The sequence below is a fragment of the Deinococcus aerius genome (assembly GCF_002897375.1).
GTDB classification, from domain to species: domain Bacteria; phylum Deinococcota; class Deinococci; order Deinococcales; family Deinococcaceae; genus Deinococcus; species Deinococcus aerius.
The window spans coordinates 10,001-29,678 of the sequence record NZ_BFAG01000006.1 but is presented as its reverse complement, the minus strand read 5'-3'; the positions used below and the strand labels follow the sequence as shown (position 1 = coordinate 29,678).

The following is a 19,678-nucleotide window of genomic DNA, read 5'->3' as shown; positions in this document are numbered from 1 at the left end:
GTCTCACATCTTTTGGGGTTAGTCCTTCATGGACTGGACGGCCCGCAGTGCCAGCAGGGTCGCCAGCACGTCGAGCGCGCCGCTCACGCCGTACACGAGTTGATCGGTCAGTATGGGGGGGGCGCTGAAGCCCCGGATCGGCACCACATTGAACACGGCCATGGCGAGGCTCAGGGCGGCGGCCACATTCAGCCAGTCCGCCAACCGCTTGCGCCCGGTGTCGTCGGCGGGGTTCGGGGCCAGGCGGGCCAGGGTCCCGTAGACCGCGTTCTGGGCGAGGACATAGGCGGGCCACACGGTCAGCAGGGCGGTGAGGGCCACGGTATTCGCCTCTGGGGCGCCGCCGCTGAGCACCCCCAGCAGGGTCCAGAACCACAGCACCAGCCGGAAGGACGTGACCCAGGGAAAGGCGATGCTCAGCGCCCGCAGCATTCCGTCCGTGGGTGAAACGGCCCGGCCCAGCGAGAAGCGGCCCAGCACCGCTGTCCACCCGGCGAGAACCAGGGCGCGCAGGAAGGCGTTGATGCCCACGAACCAGGCGCCCAGGGAGAAGTCCCCGCGCCACAGCGAGAAGGCGGCCAGCCCCAGCAGCGCCGCGACCTCCAGCCCCAGCGTGACCAGGGCCACCTGCCGCCAGCGAACGCGGTTTCCGGCCCCGGCGCTTCCCGGCGTTCCCCTCACAGCCCCAGCTTGGCCCGCAGGCGCTCGCGGACGACCTCGGGCTTGGCCTGGCCACCCGTGGCCTTCATCACCGGGCCGAAGAGGGCGTTCACGGCCTTGGCATTGCCCGCGCGCACCTTTTCCACGGTGGCCGGGTCGGCGCTCATGGCCGCATCAATGGCGGCGTCGATGGCGTCCGTGTCCGTCACCACGCTCAGGCCGCGCTCCTGCACCAGCCGCTCGGGGTCCTCCCCGCTCATCACGTCGGGGAGCAGGTCCTTGGCGACCCGGCCGCTGATCGTGCCCGCGTCGATCAGGCGGACCAGGGCGGCGAGGTGGGCGGGGCGCAGGGCCGTGTCCCGGATGGTCCGCTCGCGGGCGGCGAGGAAGCCCGCCACGTCGGTCAGCAGCCAGTTGGCGAGTTTCTGGGCGTCGGGAGCGGGCTGCGTACCCAGCGCCTCGTCGTAGAAGCGCGAGAGGGGCACGTTCAGGCTGAGGGTCTCGGCGTCACTCGCCCTCACGCCCGCCGCCACGTACCGCGCCCGCTTCTGTACGGGCAGCTCGGGCATCCGCGCCCGGACGCGCTCGATCCACTCGGGCGTGATGTTCAGGGGCGGCAAATCCGGCTCGGGGAAGTAGCGGTAGTCGGCCTCGCCCTCCTTCGTCCGCATCAGGAAGGTCTTCTGGCCGCCCTCGTCCCAGCCCAGGGTGTCCTGGGTGACCACACCGCCCGAACTCAGCACCCGCGTCTGCCGGGCCGTCTCGAACTCGATGGCGCGGGCGACCGAGCGGAAGGAGTTGAGGTTTTTCACCTCCACCTTGGTGCCCCAGGGCTCGCCGGGCCGGTGCAGGCTGAGGTTCACGTCGCAGCGCATCTTGCCCTCCTCGGGCGTCGCGTCGGACACCCCGAGCGACTGGGCGATCGCCTGCACCGCCTCCAGAAAGGCGCGGGCCTGCTCGGCTCCCGTGATATCCGCCTCGGTCACCATCTCGATCAGCGCCGACCCCGCCCGGTTGAGGTCGAGCAGGCTGTACGGCGCGTAGGTGGGGTGGATCAGCTTGCCCGCGTCGTCCTCCAGGTGGGCGCGCTTGATGCGGACGCGGCCCACCGAGCCGTCCTCCAGCGCCACGTCCAGATACCCGTCCCGCGCGATGGGCCGGTCGTACTGCGAGAGCTGGAAGTTCTTGGGTGAGTCCGGGTAGAAGTAGTTCTTGCGGTGAAACTGGGTGAAGCCCGACACGTCGCAGTTCAGCGCCAGGCCGAACATCAGCGCGAGGTCCACGGCCTCCCGGTTCAGCGTCGGGAGCGTGCCGGGCAGCCCCAGGGTGAGGGGATCGGTGTAGGTGTTCGGCTCGGCGCCGTGGTAGTCCGCCGGACACGCGCTGAAGAGCTTGCTGCGCGTTCGCAGTTGCAGGTGAACTTCCAGCCCGATGACGGCCCTGTACATGCGGGGGAGTCTAGCGCGGGCGGTCCGGCGGGGCGGGAATAGGCTAGAGGGTCCGGCACTGGCCCGTCTGCTCGCCGTCCACCCCGAGACTCGTGCCGGAGGGGGCGCGGGCGTTGTTCAGGCACTCCAGGTTCCCCAGGATGGTCAGGCGGCTCAGGCGCAGGGGTCCCGCGTTGCGCTCCAACCGCAGGTCGCCCTCGATGCGAGTGTCCTCCACATTCACGGCGCCGCCGCCCTGGGCCTGGAGATCACCTGTGACGACGCTGCTCCTGACCGTGAGCCGGGCAAAGCCGCTCCCCGCCCTCAGGTCACCCGTGATCCGGGTGTTCTGAACGGTGAGGCTCGCGCCGCGCTCCACGCGCACCTCGCCGTTGACTTGGAGGTTGCGAAGGGTGCAGACGCGGCCCCTGGGCACCTCCACATCGCCGTTGATGGTGCGGCCACCGATGATCCCGCCGCAGGGCAGGGCCACCGGCTGGGCGCGGGCCGGGCCCGGGGCGGACAGGAGCGGGAGGAGCAGGGCCGTCAGCACTCCCCTCCCCAGGTGGGCGAGCTTCATGCGTCACAGTAAGGCGGGGCGGGGTGAAAAGAATGCGCGGGGGTTCACCGGCGTTCCGGGCGCCGCGCATGCCGAACCATCTCTGCCTTGCTCGCCCGGAAGCCCAGCGACTCGTAGAGCGGGCGGGCCACCCCGCTCGTACCCAGGCTGACGTGGGCGATGCCGCGCTGACGGGTAATTTCCAGGCAAAGTAAGACGAGTTCCCGGGCCAGGCCCCGCCGCCGGAAGCCTGGGCGGGTCCACACGTTCACCAGCCGCGCCCGGTACGGCTGCGGGTTCCCCCGCGTCGGCCCCCACTCCAGCAGCGTGAGCCCGGCCCCGGCGACGACCTCTCCCCCGCCCGTGATGCCCAAAAAACCAACGTACAGATCCCGTTCCAAGGCTAGCCCGACCCAGGCGACGTAGGTGGGGCGCTCGGCAGCGTCCTCCTCGTCGGGGTAGCGGTGGTGGGCGATGGTGGGGGCGTCGGCGGGCGTTGCGGGGCGGATGTTCAGCCCCGTCACGCTGCCGGGCGCGGGTGACCCCATCTCAGGGCAAGCGCGGCGCTGAGCAGGGCGACGGTCAGGCCGAGGAGGGGCAGCCGCCAGGTGAGGACGGGCGGTGGAGCCTCGCCCAACCCCAGCCCCAGCCAGAGGCCGACCAGGGCCGCACCTCCCGCGAAGGCCGCCCACAACCCCAGGCCCGGCAGGAAGCTCAGGGCGAACCAGCGGTCGTAGGACAGCGACAGGCAGGTGCTGAAGGTGACTCCTGCGAGGACTCCCGCCATGTCGAGCAGCGGATCGCCGAGCAACACCGCGGTCCCCAGCGCCGCCAGCAGCGCCACCCCGCCGGAGAGCAGGAGCGCCCGGCCCACCTCGGCGGAGGGGGAACAGGCGGGGGTGACGCGCGGGAGCGGCTGGAGCATGGCCCCCGGTATACCCGAAAACGTGAGCGGGCGCTGCCGAATTTCTTCCATGAGCCACAATTCACTGCCGAACGTGGCAGCATCGGGGCATGAGCGAACTGCACGGACGTATTGGGGGATTACGGCTGGGGTACGACCTGCACGCGGGGTGGGACGGCGGGAAACTGCGCGGGCGCATCGGCGGGACCTTCCAGGGCAAGGACATCGGGCTGACGCTGCACGCGGGGGACGTGGACGGGCGCGTCGGGGGCACCTTCGCGGGCTTCGACGTGGACGGGGACGTGACCCCGCAGGAGGTGCGGGTGCGCCTGGGGGGCCGCGTGGACGGGGACGACGTTCGCCTGACGCTGGACGGGGACCGCGTGACCGGGCGCTTCTCGGGCCGGATCAGCGGCAAGGACGTGAACCTGCGCCGCAACGGGGACCGGCTGGAGGGGCGGATCGGCGGCGCCGTGGACGGCAAGGACGTGGGGCTGGACCTGGGGGACGTGCCGCTGGAACTGGCCGCCCTCGCGGCAGTATGCGCGTACAAGGTGCTGGAGGACGACCAGACGGCCGCGGCTGCCGCGAACCATTCGTCCTCCTGAGCAAGGCCTGATTTCTCCCGCAAGCCGCACATTCCCGCGGTTGAGCGCGTGCTACGTTCGCCGCATCATGACTGCCGTACAGGGACAGGTGAAGGCCAGGACGCTCGGGGAACTCCTTCAGACGCCGGAATACGCGGGCCGCACGCCCTTTGACGGTCAGGTGCGGACGGTGCAGGACGAGGTGCGCGAGAACCTGACGCGCAAGCTGCGAAACGGCGAGGAACTCTTTCCCGGCGTGGTCGGCTACGACGAGACGGTGATTCCGCAACTCACCAACGCGCTGCTGGCGCGGCAAAACTTCATCCTGCTGGGGCTGCGCGGGCAGGCCAAGAGCCGCATCCTGCGCGCGATCACCGGGCTGCTCGACGAATACGTGCCCGTGATCGACGGGGTGGACATGCCCGACGATCCCCTCAACCCTATCGGGGCTGAGGGCCGCCATCTGCTCGAAGTCCACGGCCTGGAGTTGCCCATCCGCTGGCTGCCGCGCCAGGACCGCTACGTGGAGAAGCTCGCCACCCCTGACGTGACGGTGGCCGACCTGATCGGCGACGTGGACCCCATCAAGGCCGCCCGGCTCGGCACGTCCCTCGGCGACACCCGCTCCATGCACTTCGGGCTGCTGCCGCGCGCCAACCGGGGCATTTTCGCGGTGAACGAGCTCGCCGACCTGGCGCCCAAGGTGCAGGTGGCCCTCTTCAACATCCTTCAGGAGGGGGACGTGCAGATCAAGGGCTACCCCATCCGGCTGGAACTCGACGTGATGCTCGTCTTCTCGGCCAACCCCGAGGACTACACGGCGCGCGGCAAGATCGTCACGCCGCTCAAGGACCGCATCGGCAGTGAGATCCGCACCCACTACCCCAGCGACGTGCGGCTGGGGATGGACATCACCGCGCAGGAGGCGGTGCGGGCCGAGGGCGTCACGGTGCCCGACTTCATCGCCGAACTCATCGAGGAGATCGCCTTCCAGGCGCGCGAGGACGGGCGGGTGGACAAGATGAGCGGCGTGTCGCAGCGCCTCCCGATCTCGCTGATGGAGGTGGCGTCCGCGAACGCCGAGCGCCGCAGCCTGATTTCCGGCGACACCCCAGTCGTGCGGGTCAGCGACGTGTACGCGGGCCTCCCCGCCATCACCGGCAAGCTGGAGCTGGAGTACGAGGGGGAACTCAAGGGCGCCGACGTGGTCGCCCGCGACGTGATCCGCAAGGCTGCCGGGGCGGTGTACGCCCGCCGCTACGCGAGCTTCGATACCCGCGCGCTGGAGAAGTGGTTCGAGGACGGCAACGTGTTCCGCTTCCCGCAGTCCGGCGACGCTTCGGCGGCGATGCGGTCCACCAAGGCGGTGCCCGGCTTGACCGAGATCGCCGCGCAGGTCGCGGGCAGCGGTGACGACGCCGTGCGCGCCTCCGCGGCCGAGTTCGTGCTGGAGGGCCTGTACGGGCGCAAGAAGCTCTCGCGGGCCGAGGAGACCTACGCCGCCCCCGAGCCCGAGGTGCGCCAGCAGCGCGGGGGCCGCTGGAACTGAGCCCGCCTTTTCCCCAAGGCCCCTTCCCCCACCCCTAGGGAGGGGCTTTTCTACGTCGCGGGCGCCGTCACGATGCGGTTGCGCCCGGCATTCTTGGCGGCGAGCAGGGCGGCGTCGGCGCTGGCGAAAGCCTGGCGCGGGGACTGGCCCGGCGCGTAGGCTCCCAGGCCGATGCTGAGGGTGATCGCCGGACCCTCCACCAGGGTGCGCCCCGCCACCTCGCGCCGGACCCGCTCCATCAGCAGGTGGGCGCTGAAGGCGTAGGAGCCGGGCAGGCACACGACGAATTCCTCGCCGCCCCAGCGGTACACCTCGCCGTAGCGGCCCACGACGGTCGCCAGCACCTCGGCGACGACCCGCAGCACGTCGTCGCCCGTCTCGTGGCCGTGGCGGTCATTCACGGCCTTGAAGTGGTCGATGTCGAGGACGGCCAGCACGCCCGGGGGGCCGGGGGTGGCACTCGCCTCCTCAAAGGCCCGGCGGTTGAGCAGGCCCGTGAGGGGGTCGCGCCGGGCGCTGCGTTCCCCCGCGATCACGCGCCGGTGCAGGTTGACAAAGGCCCAGCCGAACACCTGGGCCATCAGGCAGACGACCAGCAGCAGGGGCGCCGTTCCGGGCTCGGGCTGGGGGCTGGTGCGGTCCCAGCGCATCACGAGCAGGGTGGCGGTCACGGCCAGGGCCAGCCCCAGGACGCGGCCCACCCGGGGGCGGTCGAAAAACAGCAGGCTCCAGACGAGCTGGGTGAACGGCACGACGAGCAGCAGGGTATGAAGCGCCTGCTCGTCGCCACGAACGCCCAGCCCGAAGAGCGTTAGGGCCGTCACGAACAGCACCTGGGTTCCTGCGGCGATCAGGCGCAGCGGCCACTCCCAGCGCCTGGGCAGCAGGAGGTAGGCGGCGGCTGTCAGGAGCAGCAGGCCCGCGAACACCAGCGTGGGCACGCTCAGGTCGTCGGGGGGCACCACGGCCCCCCATACCAGGATCGCCGCGATCAGCGGCACGACCGCCCCGAAATACAGGCGGGTGACCTGCGCGGGCAGGTCTTCCGGTCGGAGCGGGCCGGGCGTCATGGCTCCCCAGTGATAGCATTACGTTAAAGAGTCGGGGCACGCATCTGCCGGGGATCACCCCTCCCCCACCCCCATCAGTACAGCTTGCCCAGCACGTCATCCTTCATCACGAAGCTCTGGTCCCTCGTCGGGAACTCGCGGGCGCGCACCTCCCGGGCGTAGGCGCTGATGGCCTCGCGCGCCCCCTTGCCCAGCTCGGCGTAGCGCTTGGCGAGCTTCTTCTCGTCGCCCTCGTACAGGCCGAGCAGGTCGTGGTACACGAGGACCTGGCCCCGGCAGTGGACCCCGGCGCCGATGCCGATGGTCGGGATACGGAGCCGCTCGGTAATCAGCCGGGCGAGCCGGGCGGGAATCGCCTCCAGCACGACCGCAAAGGCTCCGGCAGCCTCCAGCGCCAGCGCCCCCTCCAGCGTCCGCCGGGCACTTTCCTCGTCCCGGCCCTGCACCTTCAGGCCGCCCTGGGCGGTCGCGGTCTGGGGCATCAGGCCGACATGCCCCATCACGGGCACCCCGTTGCGACTCAGCACCGAGACGACCTCCAGCACCTCGGGGCTGGAGCCTTCCATCTTCACCGCGTCGGCGCCCGTCTCCTGAATCACGCGCACGGCGCTCCGCATCGCGTCCGTCACCCCGGTGTGGTAGGTGCCGAACGGCAGGTCCACGACCAGGAAGGTGTCCTTCGCCCCCCGCCGCACCGCCCGCGCGTGGTGGATCATGTCGTCCAGCGTGACGGGTGCGGTCGAGTCGTAGCCCAGCACCACGTTCCCCAGGCTGTCGCCCACCAGGATCAGGTCCACGCCCGCCGCCTCGGCGTGCCGCCCGCCCGGGTAGTCGTAGGCGGTGACCATCACCAGCGGTTCCTGGGCATGCAGGAGGTCGGGAACGCTGCGTTTCATGAGGGCGAAGGTAGCAGATGGGGCGCGCAGAACACCGAAGTTCCCGCGCCCCGACTCTGCCCCACCCTCACCCCTTCACGACCTCGCCGTACCGCCCCAGCACGAGGTAGATGATCCAGCCCGTCGCGGCCACGTACAGCCACACGGGCACGGTCCAGCGCACCCAGGCGCGGTGCCGGTTGAAAAAGGGGCGGGCGGCGGGGGCGCCGATGTTGCCCAGGTTCCCGGCGGCCCGCAAGCCCTTCCAGGCGTTCCACAGCGCCCCGAGCGCGAGCGGGAGGTTCGCCGCCGCGAGCAGAATGTGGCTGATCAGCAGGAAGAAATACGCGCCGCGCCACTGCTCCGGCCCGACGTATTTTTTCTCGTACCCCAGCCCCAGCCGGGTGAGGTACAGGACGAGGAAGAGGGTCGCCAGGGCACTGGCGATCAGCATGGCGCGCATGTGCGCCTCCCGGTTGCCGCTCCGAATCAGGAACACCCCGGCCGTCAGCGCGATACCGCTCAGGACGATGGTGATCACTGCCCACTGGTTGATAATGGCCGCCACGGGTGCAGTCTAGGGGGAGGCCGGGAGGGCAGGTGTCCGGGGCGGAGGCCCGGGGGAGGCGGCGGATGAGTGTGGCCCGGGGACAATCTTCAGCCTCGCCCTGCCTAGAATGCGGCGGTGAACCCAACCCGCCCGCACGGGCGGTCGGAAGGACGGTGGAGTGAAGTGAGCAGCGCACTGACGGTGCCCCGGTCCCGGGCGGGGGCGTGGCTGCCCCGGCTGGCCTGGGCGGCACTGGCGTACAACGTGCTGGTGATCCTGTGGGGCGCGGTCGTGCGCCTGACGGGGGCGGGGGCGGGGTGCGGCGACCACTGGCCCCTGTGTAACGGCGTGGTCGTGCCGCAGAGCCCGACCCTGCACACCATCATCGAATTCAGCCACCGCCTGACAAGCGGGGCGAGCGGCCTGCTGGCGCTGGGCCTGTTTGCGGCGGCCTTCGTGACATTTTTGCGTCAAGCCCCGGTGACTCAGCCCAAGCTGCTCTCCCGGACGTGGCTTTGGGTGGGGCTTGGGGTGCTGGGTGCCCTGCTCCTGCTTATAGGTATGGCTGGAGCCTCGGCAATTTTCGCCGCCGGAGGTGCCCTGCTGGGCTTGGTTGCCCTCCTGGGACTGCTGACCGTCTTTGTCAACGCGCGTGGCCTTACCTGGGTCAAGGTCTTTCAGGGGTGGCCGGTCGTTTTAGGGACAGTCCTCACCTTCCTCCTGATCCTGGCCGAGGGGCTGGTCGGCGGCGTGCAGGTGCTGCTGGGGCTGACCGCCGACAGCACGGACCCGGCGCGCGGCCTGGTGCAGGGCGTGCATCTGGCGAACACCTTCCTGCTGCTGGGGGCGCTGCTCCTCACCGCGCTGTGGGCGTCGGGGCGCCCGGCGCTCCGGGTCAGAGGACAGGGCCGGGCGCTGGGGCTGATCGCCTTCGGGCTGGTCCTCACCCTGCTGCTGGGCATGGCGGGGGCGGTGACGGCGCTGGGGGACCTGCTGTTCGCGCCCGCGCCGGGCACGCCCATCGACACCGTGCGGCGCGACTTCTCGGCGACCGCGGGGCTCATTCAGAACCTGCGGGTGATCCACCCGATGCTCGCCATCCTGGGCAGCGTCTATCTGGTCTGGATGGCGGGGGCGCTCCGGCGGATGCGGCCCTCGGCGGGGGTGACCCGCTGGGGCGTGCTGCTCACGGGCGTCATCGGCCTTCAGGTCCTGGTGGGCTTCGTGAACGTGGCGCTCAAGGCCCCGGCGTGGATGCAGCTCACCCACCTGGCGCTGGCGTGCATCATGTGGCTCGTGACCGTGCGGCTGAGCTACGAAACCCTGACGGCCCCCCGCCGCCTGGCGTCCACCACTCCGGCGGGGGTGACCGCATGACCGTGGACCGGGCAGTGCGCCCCTCCCCCATGACGGGTGCGGCCCTCCCCGCGCGGGCCACCTGGCGCGACTACCTGGCGCTCACCAAGCCCAAGGTCATCAGCCTGCTGCTGTGGACCACCCTCACCGCCATGGTGATGGCGGCGCGCGGCTGGCCGGGCCTGGGGCTGCTGATCGTGGTGGGCGTGGCCGGGTACGCCTCGGCGGGGTCGGCGGGCGTGTTCAACATGATCATCGACCGCGACATCGACCTCAGGATGAAGCGCACGGCGACGCGGCCCACCACGAGCGGGCTGATCTCCACCCGGAACGCGGCGATCTTCGGGGGGGCACTGCAAGTGCTCTCCTTCGCCATGCTCTGGTTCTGGGCGACCCCGCTCGCGGCCTGGATGAGCCTGGCGGGCTTCCTGACCTATGTGGTCGTGTACACGCGCTGGCTCAAGCGGGCGACCTGGCACAACATCGTGCTGGGTGGGGCGGCGGGGTGCTTCCCCCCGCTGGTGGGCTGGGCCGCCGTGACGGGGAACCTCAACCTCTTCGCGTGGTTCCTCTTCGCCATCATCTTCTTCTGGACGCCCGTTCACTTCTGGGCGCTCGCGCTGATGATCAAGGAGGAGTACCGCGAGGTGGGAATCCCCATGCTGCCGGTCGTGTACGGGGACAAGCTGACGGTGATGCAGATCGGCCTGTACGCCATCGGCACGGTGGGGCTGTCGCTGATGCCCGCCCTGCTGGGGGAGGTGGGCTGGCTGTACGTCCTCTCGGCGCTGGGGCTGGGGGCGCTCCTGCTGCGCGACTCCTGGCGGCTGTACCGGTACGTCATGGCGGGGAACAAGGTCGAGCGCCGGGTCGCCCTGCCGCTGTACCTGTACTCCATGCTGTACCTCGCGCTGCTGTTCGTGGCGGGGGCGGCCGACCGGGTGCTGCTGGTCTGAGCGGGCGGCAGGGAACAGGGGGGCGGCCACGCGCGGGTCGCCCCCCTTGGCTCGCCTTTCCTCCCGGTCAGGACACTTGCCCACCCCCTGCTCTGGTCTCATGGCCCCAAGCCTGACCAATCGGTTAAAGCCGCGTGCGGAAACACGCTCTACCAGGTGTGGGCGGGGGCGCAAAACCTTCGGCGACGCCTTAGACTGGAAGGCGAGGAAAGGAGTGAAGTTGAACACCAACCATAGCCGCCACAGTCGCGGACCACGGGGGGGTCTGCCGCGCCTCGCGTGGGCGGGCCTGCTCGGAACGGGCGCGGCGCTGCTCACCGGCTGTCAGTCCGAGCGGCTGATCAGCATGGGTGACCTGGCGTCGGCGACCAACCGCGAAGTGTTCTGGATGAGCATCCCGGCCATCGCCTTCTCGATCATCATCTTCGTGGCCGTCTCGTACACGCTGTTTCACACGGTGCAGCGCTTCCGGGAGGACCGCAACACGGCCGAGCCCGCCCAGTTCCACGGCAACAACCGGCTGGAGATCGTGCTGGTGGTCGTGCCGTTCCTGATCGTGGTGCTGCTCAGCGTGCTGACGGTGCGGACGATGGCCCGCATCAACCCCACCCCGCAAGGCGCCGTCAAGATCGACGCGCTGGGCAAGCAGTTCTGGTGGAACTTCGGCTACCCGAGCGCGCCCGCGGCGGCGGGCGGCAACGTCACCAACGGCAACGAGCTGGTGATGCCGACCCGCAGCCAGGTCGCCATCACCCTGACCGCGGGCGACGTGATCCACGCGTTCTGGGCACCGAACCTGGGGCCGCAACGCTACGCGATCCCGGGAACCCAGAAGACCTGGCAGATCGACACCGACCGGGTGGGTGTGTACTACGGCGAGTGCTCGTTCCTGTGTGGGGCCAGCCACGCGAACATGCGCTTCCGGGTGATCGCCCTGGAGCCTGAGCGCTACAACGCGTTCCTGCAGGCGGCCCGGGCCTACCGCGCCCCCACCCCGGCCCCCGGCAGCGCCGAGGAGCGCGGGTACAACATCTTTATGAACGGCAAGCCCTCGACCGGCGCGCTGGCCTGCCAGTCGTGCCACCGGGTCCAGGGCACCCCCGCCAACGGTCAGGCTGGCCCCGACCTGAGCTTTTTCGGCACCCGCCGCACGCTGGGCGCGGGCATGTGGGAGGGCGAGCGCGCCCGCGAGATGCTGCACGAGTGGCTCAAGCACAGCCCCAAGGTCAAGCCCGGCTCGCTGATGCCGACCTATGACGGCAGCGAGTATCTGGTCAACGGCAAGGTCCAGAAGGGCGGGGTGCTGACGGACGCGGAGATCGACGACGTGGCCGCGTACCTCCGCAGCCTGCGCCTGCCGGAGGAAGCGGACTACTGGCGCGGGGTGCCCGTGGTGGGCGCGGGCAACTCGCAGGGCAGCGCCGACCAGGCCAATGGCGGCCAAGGAGGTACCCGGTGACGGTTCAGCAGGCTCCATCCTCCGTCTCCACGACCCGCCGGGGCGCGTGGGAGGTCATCAAGGACTACATGATGACCACCGATCACAAGAAGATCGGGATTCTGTACATCGTCACCTCCATCGTGGCCTTTGCCATCGCGGGCATCCTGGCCGTGGCGATGCGGCTGCAACTGGCGCTGCCCGAGCAGAGCCTGCTGGTGGGCAACGCCTACAACCAGGTCCTGACCACGCACGCCGTGATCATGATCTTCTTCTTCCTGATCCCCATCGGGCTCTTCGGGTTCGGGAACTTCTTCCTGCCGCTGCAACTGGGCGTGCGCGACGTAGCGCTGCCGCGGGTGAACACCTTCGCGGTGTGGCTCTTCGTCTTCAGCCTGGTCCTCCTGATCTCCAGCCTGGCGAACGGCGGCGTGCCCGGCACCGGCTGGGTCTTCCCCTACCCGCTCGTGGTGGACGGCAACCAGACGGGCGCCTCGGTCTTCATGGTCGCCGTGATCCTCAACGGCCTGGGGTCGCTGCTGGGCAGCGCGAACTTCGCGGCGACCATCGTGAACATGCGGACGCCCGGCCTGAGCCTGTGGAAGATGCCGATCTTCTCCTGGTCCATCTTCGCCACGGCGATCCTCCAGCTCGTCAGCCTGGGCGGCCTGACCGCCGCTGCGCTGGCGGTCTTCGTGGAACTCAAGCTGGGGCTGAGCATGTTCAACCCCGGCATCGGCGGCGTGCCGATCCTTCAACAGCAGTTCTTCTGGTTCTACTCGCACCCCGCGGTGTACGTGATGCTGCTGCCCTACCTGGGCATCGCCGCCGAGATCGCCTCGACGATGGCGCGCAAGCCGCTCTTCGGCTACCGGGTGATGGTGTACTCGCTGCTGGGCATCGTGCTCGTCAGCCTGCTGGTGTGGGTCCACCACATCTTCGCGGCGGGCCTGCCCGAAGCCTGGCAGATCGCCTTTGCCATCGCCACCCTGATCGTGGCGGTGCCCACGGGCGTGAAGATCTTCAACCTGATCGGCACCCTCTGGGGCGGGCGCATCCTGATGCGGACCCCGACCTACTGGCTGGTGGGCTTCATCTTCAACTTCCTGATCGGCGGGATCACGGGTGTGTCGCTGGGCATGATCCCCTTCGACTACCAGGTCACCATGAGCTACTACGTGGTGGCGCACTTCCACAACGTCATGATGTTCGGCACGGCGTTCCTGGCCTTTGGCGGCCTGTACTACTGGTGGCCGAAGATGACCGGCCGGTTTATGGACGAACGGCTGGGGCTCTGGAACTTCTGGCTGTTCATGATCGGTTCGTGGATGACCTTCCTGCCGCAGTACATCCTGGGCCTGATGGGCATGCCCCGGCGCTACTACACCTACCCGGCGGGCAACTGGACCTGGACCGAGCTGAACTTCATCTCCACCCTGGGCGCGCTGGTGCTGCTGGCGGGCAGCGTCGTGTTCGTGCGGAACATGCTCCAGAGCCTGCGCCGCCCCATCACGGCCTCCCCCAACCCCTGGGGCGGCTTCACCCTGGAGTGGACGGCGGCTTCTCCCCCCGCCGCCTACAACTTCGCGCACGAGTTCCCCACCACCTTCCCCACCGAGCGCCCCCTGTACGACTGGGAGAAGAGCGGGGAGCGGCTCACCCCGGTGGACCCCCGCTCCATCCACCTGCCGGTGGACTCGATCTGGCCCTTCATGACGGCCTTCGCCGTGCTGCTCATGGGCTACGGCCTGAGCTTCGGGTGGTTCACGAACTACACGCCGACGGGCGGCCTCCAGCCCTTCTTCAGTGCGGCGCCGGGCCACGTGTTCGCCAGCCTGCTGCTGTATGCCTCGATTCCGCTCTTCATGTGGTCGCTGTTCAAGTGGGCCGGAACGCGCGAGTACGCGGTGCCCGTCGAGCACCACCACCTCACGAAGTACGACAACGGCTTCATGGGCATGGCGTGGTTCATCATCTCGGAAGTCAGCCTCTTCGGCGTGCTGATCGCCGGGTACGTGTACCTGCGGATGATCGGCGCCGCCGAGCCCCCCGCCCTGCGCCCCAACGTCTGGCTCGCTGCGCTGAACACCCTGATCCTGGTGTCCTCCTCCTTCGTGATTCACAAGGCCGAGCAGGACCACCACCACGGGCGCTACACCTGGTTCCGGCTGGGGCTCTTCATCACCCTGCTGCTGGGCACCCTCTTCATGCTGTTCCAGGTCTACGAGTTCTCGCTGTTCGGCCACGAGAGCGACTGGAAGCAGAACCTGTGGCAGTCGTGCTTCTTCATCATCGTGGGCCTGCACGGTCTGCACATCCTGATCGGCGGCACGGGCGTGGCCCTGCCGTACTACCAGGCGCTGACCGGCAAGATGGACAAGTACAACCACGGCTCCATCGCCCCCGCCAGCCTGTACTGGCACCTGGTGGACGTGGTGTGGCTGTTCATCGTGGCGATCTTCTACGCCTGGTAAGACAAGACCGGCACCAAACGGGGGTGGGGACGTGCTGAGCGTCCCCACCCTCTTCTTTTGCTGAACGCTCCTGGGACACCCCTCCCCCCTCCCCCGCCCTAGCCTGCCCCCATGAAGTGGCTCACGGCGGCCCTGCTGGCCCTGGCGGCGGTTCTGGGGGGCCTGCTGCTGTACCGCAACGTCTCTCCCACCCCCACGGCGGGGACGGTGCTCGATACCCCCGTGCCTCTTCCCGCCCTGCGGCTGGTGGACGACCGGGGCGAGGCGGCGACCCTGAATGACTCGCGGGGGAAGTTGCGGCTGGTCTTCTACGGCTTCGTGCGCTGCCCGGACGTGTGCCCCGCGACCCTGGCGACCCTGAAAAACACCCTGGCCGACCTGACGCCGGGGCAGCGGGAGCGGGTGCAGGTGCAGTTCATCACCGTGGACCCGGGGTATGACCGGCCCGCCGTGCTGCGCGAGTACCTGAACCGCTTCGACCCCACCTTCACGGGACTGACGGGCGACGCGGCGACGATCAACGAGGCCGCGCGGGTGATGTTCGTGGCGAACGTGCCGCCCCCCCCGTCCACCAGCGCTCACGGTGGACACTCGGGGCATGACGGTGAGGCTGACCAGGCCGACGAGGTGCCGGGGGGGGCGAGTGTGGCCGCCCGCGTCCACGGGGATCACGTCAGCGTGGTGGACCCCCGGGGCCGTTTCGTGCGGGTCTACAACAACGGGGAGGTGGTGGACGGCGAGCTGGGCCGTGACCTGCCGGGGCTGATCAGGGTGTACGGGAGCTGAAGAGAAGAGGTGCCGCGACCCTGACTCAGTGGCGGCACCTCCTTTTGCCATCAGTCCCGGGGCGGCTGGATGACCGAGAAGGTCGCCCCCGCAGGGTCTTGCAACACGGCGATGCGGCCATAGGGGGAGTCGTGCGGGGGAGAGAGCACGCGGCCCCCGTTCGCCCCGGCCGTCTCCACGGCCAGGTCGGCGTCCTCCACCTCGAAGTAGATCATCCACTGGGGACTCATCCCCGCGTGCCACTGCTCCGTCATCTGCATGATGCCCGCGTTCATCTCGTCGCCGTGGTACAGGGTGTGGTAATCCATCTCGGGGATCGGGCGGCTGGTATTCCCCAGCAGGGCCGTGTAAAAGTCGCGGGCCCGCTCGGCGTCGTGGGTGTGCAGTTCGCCCCAGGCATACGCGCCCGGCGCCCCCGTCAGCCCCAGGCCCGACTGTTTGCCCGGCTGCCAAAGGCCGAACACCGTGCCGTTCGGGTCGCGCGCCATCAGCAGGTGGCCCTGGTTGCCGACCTGCATCGCGGGCACCATGATCTCCCCGCCCAGCTCGCGGATGCGCCCCGCGTCGACGTACACGTCGTCGCTGGCGAAGTAGAGGCACCACGCGCTCTGGCGATCCAGTTGGGGAACGACCGCCGCGACCGCGTGTTCACCCAGGTAGGCGAGGCTGTAGTCCCCGTACTCGGAGCCTTGCCCCTGAAACCTCCAGCCGAACAGGGCCCCGTAGAAGCGGCGCACATCGTCGGCGCCAGAGGTCATCAGGTCGGTCCAGATGGGCGTTCCGGCGGGGTGCTGGGTATGAATGGTCATGGCTGCCTCCTGTAAGAGGGCGGGGTGGGGCGGACAATCTATTTTCCATCACAACTCCTATTATGTCAATAGCAGAATAAGCTGAGATGCTTCGTTGAAAGGATAACCTCCTACATCCGCCACTTCTTTTTCGGAAATAGCGTAATATGGGGGCATGACGGAACCGCTCGACGCCGCCCTCCGGCCCAAGACGCTGACGGAATACGTCGGCCAGGAGCGGCTCAAGGAGAAGCTGACGGTCTACCTCCAGGCCGCCAAGGGTCGCCGCGAGGCGCTCGACCACACGCTGCTGTTCGGCCCCCCCGGCCTGGGCAAGACGACGCTCGCGCACATCATCGCCGCCGAACTCGGGGTAAACATCCGCGTGACCTCGGGCCCGGCCATCGAGAAGCCGGGGGACCTCGCCGCCATCCTCACGAACAGCCTGGAGGAGGGCGACGTGTTGTTCATCGACGAGATTCACCGGCTGGGGCGGGTGGCGGAAGAACACCTCTACCCGGCGATGGAGGATTTCAAGCTCGACATCGTGCTGGGGCAGGGCCCGGCAGCGCGGACCATCGAGCTGCCGCTGCCGCGCTTCACGCTGGTGGGGGCGACCACCCGGCCCGGATTGATCACCGCGCCCATGAGAAGCCGCTTCGGGATCATCGAGCACCTGGAGTACTACACGCCGACCGAGATCGGCACCAACCTGCTGCGCGACGCCCGGCTGCTGGGCTTCGGGCTGAGCGAGGACGCGGCGGTGGAGATCGGCGCCCGCTCGCGCGGCACCATGCGCATCGCCAAGCGGCTGCTGCGCCGGGTGCGCGACTACGCCGAGGTGGCGGGGGAAAAGGTCATCGAACTGCCCCGCGCGATGGACGCCCTCGACCGCCTGGGGCTGGACGCGGCGGGCCTGGACGACCGCGACAAGAAGTACCTGGAGACGCTGATTCACCGCTTCGCGGGCGGGCCGGTGGGCGTGGACACCCTCGCCACCGCGATCTCGGAGGACGCCCTGACGCTGGAGGACGTGTACGAGCCGTACCTGATCCAGCTCGGCTTCATCAAGCGCACCCCGCGCGGGCGCGTCGCCACCGCCCACGCCTACGACCACCTGGGCCTGCCCGTCGGCGGGCGGGACGAGGACCTGTCGGGGATCTACACGAACTGAGGCGGTCAGCGAACAGCTTTCAGACAGCACAGGCTCCCGGCATTCGCTGCCGGGAGTCCTGTGCTGAGGGCTGGGAACGGACCGCTATCCTTCCCCCATGACCGCCCCGCAAGTCCAGATGTTCGGCCTGAAAAAGAGTGCCGCCACCCGCGCCGCCGAGCGATTTTTCAAGGAGCGGCGGGTGAAGGTGCAGTTCGTGGACCTGAAAGAGCGGCCCATCGCCAAGGGGGAGTTGACCCGCTTTATTCAGAAGTTCGGGCTGAACGCGCTGCTCGACCTGGAGGGCAAGGCCTACGAGCGGTCCAACCTCGCCTACCTGCGGACGACCGAGGAGGGCATCATCGCCCGGATCGTGGAGACGCCGGAGCTGCTGCGCCTGCCCCTCGTGCGCGGCGGCAAGGTGCTGACGGTGGGCGAGGACCCCGAGGGGTGGGCGCGGATGCTGGAGGGGTAGATTCCTACGACTTCCCCCCCGCCTGGCGCTCCAGCCGGTTCAGAAAAGTGAGCATCGGGTTCACGAACTTATCCCCGAAGTGCGAGCCGCCCAGGTGCGGGCCGGGCAGCCGCAGCAGGCGGCTTTCGGGCGAGGCGGCGCGCCTGAAGATCGCCTCGCCGTTGCGCCCGAAGGGCACGGCCTGGTCCTCCGGGCTGCCCGCCACGAGCAGCGGAACCCGCGTCACCGCCGACCCGGCGAAGGTGACGGGGTCCCGGTTCGCCGGAAGCGCCGCCCTGGTGCCCAGGCCGTGGGCCACCCGGATGTCCTCCCGGAACTTGGGGTTCACCCCCCTCCAGACATCGAGGAGGCTCACCTGCGCGTCGAGCAGCACCACGCCCGACACGGGGTAGACGGGCATGTACGCGGCGAGCAGGGCGGGCAGCCCCCCCATCGAGTAGCCGAAGTTGTAGGTGCGCCCGTTGAACGCGAAGGTGCGGATGGCCCGGTGGCGCATGTCCGCGTTGTAGGTGAGGGCCTGCGGGGCACCCCAGGTCGTCGCCCCCGCGTCGTTGCTGACGAGGACTGCGTACCCCGCACCCGTCAGGCGGGTGAACAGGGAGCGCAGGTGGGGGCGGGTCAGGCTCTCCCCCGCCGTCATGCCCCGCGAGTGCGAGACGACCACGAGCGGGCACGCGGGGGAACACCGGGCGGGGCGCAGCAGGAAGGCGTCCCCCAGCGGATGCGGGAAGCGCAGGGCCCGCGCGATCCCCGCCACCGGCTGGGGCACGTCGGGACCGCCCAGGCGTGGGGTGGGGGGCGCCGCCGCCAGGGTGACGGAGGACAGGACGAGCAGCGGGAGGGCGACGCGCTTCATGGCCGCGAGGCTACCAAAACCCGCTGCCCCCAAAGGTTAGCGCCCGAACAGCCAACGTGAGAGCGCGGTGCCCTCCAGCAGCCGCGCCACCCCCACCGGCACGCCCAGCGCGACGAGCCCGTACAGGACGAGCACGCCCAGGAACCCGGACGTGTCCTGCGGAAAGCCCAGCCGCTCCAGCAACCACAGGACCGCGGGGTGCAGCAGGTAAATCTGGAGGCTCACGGTGCCCAGGTAGACCAGTCCGGCCTGCCAGCGCGCCCGCAGCGGCGCGAGCAGGTGCGCCAGCCCGAACAGGGCGAGGACCGCCGCCGCCGTGTACGCCCAGTTCGCCGCGCTGTACCCGAAGCTGTTCACGGGCAAGCCCTCCAGCCGCGCCAGCGAGACCGGCAGGTACCAGGCCAGCGCGAGCCCCGCTGCCAGGGCGATCCAGACCCGCCAGCGCGCCCACAGCCCCTCGAACACGCCCGGGCTGGCGCCGAAATACATCCCCAGGGTGAGCGCCGGGACGTACCACAGGGCCATCGTGGCGGGGTAGCGGAAGTGGATGAGCCCCCCGCGGTTGAGGGCGTACACCCCGAGCTGCAATCCGAAGGCGCCCAGCAGCACGGCGAGGAAGGGCCAGCGCCGCCGCCACAGCGGCAGCAGCAGGGGCAGCACGAGGTAGAACTGGAGGACGATCAGCAGGAAGTACAGGTGGAAGTACCCCTTGCCGTACTGCACCCACACCCGCCAGCGCTCGGGGTCGGTCAGCACCTCGGGGCGGTCCTGTCCGGTGGCGACGCGGAAGAGGACATACAGCACGGTCCACAGCAGGTAAGGCAGCAGCGCGGTGCGGACACGCGCCGGGTAATACTTCCCGGGGTCGAAGCGGCGCAGGGCCGAGCGCGTCAGCACCAGCGCCGTCATGAACACGAAGGCCGGGACCACGAAGTGCAGGGTCCGGTTCACAACCGCGAGGCCGGTCCACAGGGCCGAGCCCGTGTCCGTGTGCCGCAGCGCGAGCCCCGTCAGGTGGTGGGCCACGACCGACACGATGGCAATGCCCCGGAAGAGATCGACGGCAGCCAGCCGCTCCCCCGCCGCCGTCGCGGGGGGGGCGGGGAGGTCACCGCTCGCCGTCGTCATGAGCAGCGCCCAGTATAGGCAGGTTCTGCGGCAGGAAGGGGTTAGGTCCGCCGGGCAGGCTGGGAGCATGATGCGCCGACGTTTCGC

Annotated in this window: 21 protein-coding genes (1 of these 21 only partly in view); 10 read left to right on the top strand and 11 right to left on the bottom strand. The window is 69.5% G+C overall.

What is annotated here, in order from left to right:
- Positions 1-18: 18 nt before the first annotated feature.
- The 5 genes from DAERI_RS09545 to DAERI_RS09525 are packed head-to-tail and all read right to left on the bottom strand — an operon-like array spanning position 19 to position 3,571.
- Positions 19-681, bottom strand: a complete 663-nt coding sequence (locus tag DAERI_RS09545; protein WP_369689455.1) for a hypothetical protein — start codon at positions 679-681, stop codon at positions 19-21.
- Positions 678-2,108: an Asp-tRNA(Asn)/Glu-tRNA(Gln) amidotransferase subunit GatB gene (gene gatB / locus DAERI_RS09540; protein ID WP_103129197.1), complete on the bottom strand. Its 1,431-nt coding sequence runs from the start codon at positions 2,106-2,108 to the stop codon at positions 678-680. Before gatB ends, DAERI_RS09545 begins: the two co-directional genes overlap by 4 nt.
- 43 nt (positions 2,109-2,151) lie before the next feature.
- Positions 2,152-2,667, bottom strand: a complete 516-nt coding sequence (locus DAERI_RS09535) for a hypothetical protein (RefSeq protein ID WP_133162002.1) — start codon at positions 2,665-2,667, stop codon at positions 2,152-2,154.
- A gap of 44 nt (positions 2,668-2,711) precedes the next feature.
- The gene (locus DAERI_RS09530) at positions 2,712-3,194 is read right to left on the bottom strand and encodes a GNAT family N-acetyltransferase (RefSeq protein WP_103129195.1); all 483 of its coding nucleotides are present in this window, start codon (positions 3,192-3,194) and stop codon (positions 2,712-2,714) included.
- Positions 3,167-3,571, bottom strand: a complete 405-nt coding sequence (locus DAERI_RS09525; protein WP_103129194.1) for a hypothetical protein — start codon at positions 3,569-3,571, stop codon at positions 3,167-3,169. The genes DAERI_RS09530 and DAERI_RS09525 overlap by 28 nt, the downstream gene beginning before the upstream one ends.
- An 89-nt stretch (positions 3,572-3,660) precedes the next feature.
- On the opposite strand from DAERI_RS09525, the gene DAERI_RS09520 reads away from it, so the two are divergent.
- Both DAERI_RS09520 and DAERI_RS09515 read left to right on the top strand, forming a co-directional pair.
- Entirely contained in the window at positions 3,661-4,158 is a 498-nt protein-coding gene (locus DAERI_RS09520) for a hypothetical protein (protein ID WP_103129193.1), read from the top strand.
- A 67-nt stretch (positions 4,159-4,225) separates the two neighbouring features.
- Positions 4,226-5,686, top strand: coding sequence for a sigma 54-interacting transcriptional regulator (locus tag DAERI_RS09515; RefSeq protein WP_103129192.1), 1,461 nt, complete (start codon positions 4,226-4,228; stop codon positions 5,684-5,686).
- 50 nt (positions 5,687-5,736) lie between these two features.
- On the opposite strand, the gene DAERI_RS09510 is transcribed toward DAERI_RS09515, so the two are convergent.
- The 3 genes from DAERI_RS09510 to DAERI_RS09500 form a co-directional block, all read right to left on the bottom strand.
- Complete coding sequence (locus DAERI_RS09510; RefSeq protein ID WP_103129191.1) at positions 5,737-6,756, bottom strand: GGDEF domain-containing protein; 1,020 nt, start codon at positions 6,754-6,756, stop codon at positions 5,737-5,739.
- 74 nt (positions 6,757-6,830) lie between these two features.
- Positions 6,831-7,652 (bottom strand): 3-methyl-2-oxobutanoate hydroxymethyltransferase, encoded by an 822-nt coding sequence (panB, locus tag DAERI_RS09505; protein WP_103129190.1) that lies wholly within the window; start codon positions 7,650-7,652, stop codon positions 6,831-6,833.
- Between the two features lie 67 nt (positions 7,653-7,719).
- On the bottom strand, positions 7,720-8,199 hold the full coding sequence (locus tag DAERI_RS09500; protein ID WP_103129189.1) for a DUF420 domain-containing protein: 480 nt from the start codon (positions 8,197-8,199) through the stop codon (positions 7,720-7,722).
- Positions 8,200-8,364: 165 nt separating this feature from the next.
- On the opposite strand from DAERI_RS09500, the gene DAERI_RS09495 reads away from it, so the two are divergent.
- The 5 genes from DAERI_RS09495 to DAERI_RS09475 all read left to right on the top strand — a co-directional run bounded on the left by DAERI_RS09495 (position 8,365) and on the right by DAERI_RS09475 (position 15,191).
- Positions 8,365-9,558 carry a COX15/CtaA family protein gene (locus DAERI_RS09495; RefSeq protein ID WP_103129188.1) on the top strand — a complete coding sequence of 398 codons (1,194 nt, stop codon included), beginning with the start codon at positions 8,365-8,367 and terminating at the stop codon, positions 9,556-9,558.
- Positions 9,555-10,493: a heme o synthase gene (locus tag DAERI_RS09490; protein ID WP_165794141.1), complete on the top strand. Its 939-nt coding sequence runs from the start codon at positions 9,555-9,557 to the stop codon at positions 10,491-10,493. The genes DAERI_RS09495 and DAERI_RS09490 overlap by 4 nt, the downstream gene beginning before the upstream one ends.
- A 220-nt stretch (positions 10,494-10,713) precedes the next feature.
- Complete coding sequence (gene coxB / locus DAERI_RS09485) at positions 10,714-11,952, top strand: cytochrome c oxidase subunit II (protein WP_439952253.1); 1,239 nt, start codon at positions 10,714-10,716, stop codon at positions 11,950-11,952.
- The gene (locus DAERI_RS09480; protein ID WP_103129187.1) at positions 11,949-14,405 is read left to right on the top strand and encodes a cbb3-type cytochrome c oxidase subunit I; all 2,457 of its coding nucleotides are present in this window, start codon (positions 11,949-11,951) and stop codon (positions 14,403-14,405) included. Before coxB ends, DAERI_RS09480 begins: the two co-directional genes overlap by 4 nt.
- Positions 14,406-14,516: 111 nt before the next feature.
- Positions 14,517-15,191, top strand: coding sequence for an SCO family protein (locus DAERI_RS09475; RefSeq protein ID WP_103129186.1), 675 nt, complete (start codon positions 14,517-14,519; stop codon positions 15,189-15,191).
- Between the two features lie 50 nt (positions 15,192-15,241).
- On the opposite strand, the gene DAERI_RS09470 is transcribed toward DAERI_RS09475, so the two are convergent.
- The gene (locus tag DAERI_RS09470) at positions 15,242-16,000 is read right to left on the bottom strand and encodes a VOC family protein (RefSeq protein WP_103129185.1); all 759 of its coding nucleotides are present in this window, start codon (positions 15,998-16,000) and stop codon (positions 15,242-15,244) included.
- A 154-nt stretch (positions 16,001-16,154) separates the two neighbouring features.
- On the opposite strand from DAERI_RS09470, the gene ruvB reads away from it, so the two are divergent.
- Complete coding sequence (gene ruvB, locus DAERI_RS09465; protein ID WP_103129184.1) at positions 16,155-17,153, top strand: Holliday junction branch migration DNA helicase RuvB; 999 nt, start codon at positions 16,155-16,157, stop codon at positions 17,151-17,153.
- Between the two features lie 97 nt (positions 17,154-17,250).
- A complete protein-coding gene (locus DAERI_RS09460) occupies positions 17,251-17,607 on the top strand; it encodes an ArsC/Spx/MgsR family protein (RefSeq protein ID WP_235610326.1) in 357 nt (118 codons plus the stop codon).
- A gap of 4 nt (positions 17,608-17,611) precedes the next feature.
- On the opposite strand, the gene DAERI_RS09455 is transcribed toward DAERI_RS09460, so the two are convergent.
- Positions 17,612-18,463: an alpha/beta hydrolase family protein gene (locus DAERI_RS09455; protein WP_103129183.1), complete on the bottom strand. Its 852-nt coding sequence runs from the start codon at positions 18,461-18,463 to the stop codon at positions 17,612-17,614.
- Between the two features lie 36 nt (positions 18,464-18,499).
- Positions 18,500-19,591, bottom strand: a complete 1,092-nt coding sequence (locus tag DAERI_RS09450) for an acyltransferase (protein WP_103129182.1) — start codon at positions 19,589-19,591, stop codon at positions 18,500-18,502.
- A gap of 67 nt (positions 19,592-19,658) precedes the next feature.
- Here DAERI_RS09450 and DAERI_RS09445 point away from each other — a divergent pair, with 67 nt between their 5' ends.
- Positions 19,659-19,678 carry the start of a hypothetical protein gene (locus tag DAERI_RS09445; protein WP_103129181.1) on the top strand. Its footprint extends 718 nt past the window's final position, so only the first 20 of its 738 coding nucleotides appear in the window; the start codon lies at positions 19,659-19,661; its stop codon lies off the right edge, out of view.